This is a genomic window from Halovivax sp. (assembly GCA_007119345.1).
In the GTDB taxonomy this organism is placed as follows: domain Archaea; phylum Halobacteriota; class Halobacteria; order Halobacteriales; family Natrialbaceae; genus Halovivax.
The window spans coordinates 1-2,848 of record SKPV01000229.1 but is presented as its reverse complement, the minus strand read 5'-3'; the positions used below and the strand labels follow the sequence as shown (position 1 = coordinate 2,848).

General features: G+C 65.9%; 3 protein-coding genes. All 3 read left to right on the top strand.

What is annotated here, in order from left to right; all coding sequences use genetic code 11:
* Window positions 1-53: 53 nt before the first annotated feature.
* The gene (dnaJ, locus tag QZT59_RS15880; RefSeq protein ID WP_290818606.1) at window positions 54-1,214 is read left to right on the top strand and encodes a molecular chaperone DnaJ; all 1,161 of its coding nucleotides are present in this window, start codon (window positions 54-56) and stop codon (window positions 1,212-1,214) included.
* A gap of 117 nt (window positions 1,215-1,331) precedes the next feature.
* On the top strand, window positions 1,332-2,066 hold the full coding sequence (locus tag QZT59_RS15875; RefSeq protein WP_290818604.1) for a hypothetical protein: 735 nt from the start codon (window positions 1,332-1,334) through the stop codon (window positions 2,064-2,066).
* A 78-nt stretch (window positions 2,067-2,144) separates the two neighbouring features.
* On the top strand, window positions 2,145-2,648 hold the full coding sequence (locus QZT59_RS15870; RefSeq protein ID WP_290818602.1) for a DUF892 family protein: 504 nt from the start codon (window positions 2,145-2,147) through the stop codon (window positions 2,646-2,648).
* Window positions 2,649-2,848 lie beyond the last annotated feature (200 nt).

Here is a 2,848-nt window from a genome sequence, read left to right as displayed (position 1 = left end):
CACGACGCGAACGTTCTATTCAAGTGGTTCAACGCGTTATCGGTGAGTAACGAATGAGCGAGGACTTCTACGACGTGCTCGGCGTGAGTCCCGACGCGTCCGCGGAGGAGATCAAGCAGGCCTACCGATCGAAGGCTACCGAATATCACCCGGACGTGAGCGACGATCCCGATGCCGAAGAGAAGTTCAAGAAGATCCAGAAGGCGAAGAAGGTACTCACGGACGAGGAAAAACGGTCGGCCTACGACCGGATGGGTCACGACCGCTACGAACAGGCAGAGAAACACGGTTTCGATGCCAGCGAGGCGGGCGGCGACCCGTTCGGCGGAATGGGCGGCGGCCCGTTCGACGGGATGGGTGGCGACATGGGCGGCGGTCTCGGTGACATCTTCGAGCAGGTCTTCGGTGGCGGTCGCGGCGGCCGTCGCCGGCCACGCTCCGGTCGCGACCTGCGGACGGCCCTCGAGATCGATCTCGAGGAGGCCTACGCGGGCGTCGAAAAGCAGTTCACGGTCGAGCGACCGGCCGAGTGTGACACCTGTGCCGGCTCCGGCCACCCGCCGTCGGCGGACGCAGAGCGTTGTCCGGAGTGCCAGGGTCGGGGTCAGGTCACGCAGGTCCAGCAGACGCCGCTCGGACGCGTACAGCAGACCACCACGTGTCGGCGGTGTGAGGGTGAGGGAACGCTGTACTCCGAGACGTGTGGTGACTGTCGGGGTGAGGGATACGTTCGCGACGAGGCGACGCTCACCGTCGAGGTTCCGGCGGGCATTCAGGACGGCCAAACGTTGCGGATGGAACGAGAGGGAGCGCCGAGTCCGGAGGGCGGACCGGCGGGCGATCTACTGATCGACGTCGCGGTGACCGAACACGACCAGTTCGAGCGCGAGGGCGACGACCTCAGGTACCGGCTCCCGGTCTCGTTCCCGCAGGCGACCTTCGGCGACGAGGTGACCGTACCCACGCTCGACGGGCCCGTCGAGTTCGAGGTTCCGTCGGGAACCCAGAGCGGCGAAACCTTCCGCCTCGAGGGCAAAGGGATGCCCCGACTCCGCGGGCGGGGTTCGGGCGATCTCTTCGTCACCGTCCAGATCGTCACGCCGGAGTCGCTCAACGAGGAACAGCGCGAGGCACTGGAGCAGTTCGCCGAAGCCGGCGGCGACGAAATCGAAATCAAGGATGGGTTCTTCGAGCGGATCAAGCGGGCGTTCTGAACGGAGCCGGACCTGCTCCACTCCCGGAGAGCCGTGTGAGAGCGCATCGACCCTAGCCGTCCGGCTCCGAACGTGATACCCCGCGTGCTTTTGATCTCTGGCTCGAAACCACAGGCCATGAAGACGGTCGGGGACTGCTTCGTGCGGGACCGACGGAGCGACCGGGTGGCACTGGTCGACGGGAGCGGCCGGGAGTACGATGCTCACTGGCTCTGCACCTCGAGCTGGAAGGCTGGCAACTTTCTGCGACACACCGGTGTTCGGCGCGGGGTCACCGTCGGCGTCGTCGGTGACGGGCCGCTCGCCCTGCTCGCGTTCTTCGGCACGGCCCTCCTCGAGGGAGGGACCCGGTTCGATCCACCGATGGATCTGGCGAGCGCCGAGGACCTCCGAACGCTGGTCGCCCCTGCCGACGCCGTTACTCGTTACCAGCTGCCGCCGGGCGCCCAGCGGGTCTGTTACGGCGGCGACCCGCCGGCGCCCGACGTTCACCACTTCGACGCGGGCCTCTGGAGCGAGAACCCCTCGTTCCCACCGTTGTCGATCGATTCCGGGACGCCGCTGCTCGTCGACAGCGAGGGGGCCGTTACCCACGGCGAGGCGATGGCCGCGGCCGGGGCGGTCGCGGAGGAGTACGGGATCGATGCGGGGACCCGGGTGGCGGTGCGCGCGCCGCTGTCGGATCTCCGGACGGTGATTGCGGGAATCCTCGCTCCCCTGGCAGCCGACGGGGTGATCGTGCTGGGAGACCCCTCGGGAACGTCCGAGATCGCCGTCTTCGCGGACGGTGAGGGCGGGCAGATCTCCGACCGTGTGATTCCACTCGACGCCGTGGCGCTGGATGGATACTGATTCCGTTCCGGTCCCTTGCACCATCGGGTCCGTCGACTAAGCGCGTGGTCGGCGTAGACCAAGGTGGGTGAATCCGTCATGAACACACTCGAGGAGCTGTTCGAGCACAAGCTTCGTCAGATGTACTACGTCGAGACCCAGTTGGTCGAGGATCTCGACCAAATGGCGATGAAAGCCGGCAACGACGAGCTGAGCCAGCGATTGGCCGATCACCGTGACGAAACGCGCGAACACGTCTCCCGACTCGAGACGGTGTTCGACGAGATCGGTTCCACGCCGGCCCCGACGGAGGACGCGGTTCTGGACGGCATCAGAGCCGAACGAGACGAGTTGGAAGGGTCCATCGAGGACAAGGACATGCTCGACATGGGCTACATGGTCGGCGGGATGATGACCGAACGTGTCGAGATGACCGGGTACGAAGGCCTGCTGATGCTCGCCGATCGATTGGAGTACGGCACGAGCGTCACCGAGCCGCTCGAAGCGAACCACGACGAGGACGAGACGGCGTACCGCGAAGTGGACGCGATGACGACCTCGTCGGACATGAAGGCGTTCTGGGATCGGATCACGCCGTCCTGATCGGACGTGACCGAGACCGTCGGGGTCCGGAAACCGCCACATCCGAAGTCGATGTCGGAGGGAGACCGCGCGAACCGACGCCTGATCGTGTTCGGTCGCGACCGGCGGTTACATGGTGGAGCGGATCCGATCACGAGATATGCGAGTGGAGTGCGCCTTCTTCGGTCCGTTCCGCGAGGACGTCGGCGAGGAGCGGGTCT

Bases quoted from the DNA above. Each gene is read 5' to 3' on its own strand.
- dnaJ (WP_290818606.1), top strand. From the start codon at position 54: ATGAGCGAGGACTTCTACGACGTGCTCGGCGTGAGTCCCGACGCGTCC.
- QZT59_RS15875 (WP_290818604.1), top strand. From the start codon at position 1,332: ATGAAGACGGTCGGGGACTGCTTCGTGCGGGACCGACGGAGCGACCGG.
- QZT59_RS15870 (WP_290818602.1), top strand. From the start codon at position 2,145: ATGAACACACTCGAGGAGCTGTTCGAGCACAAGCTTCGTCAGATGTAC.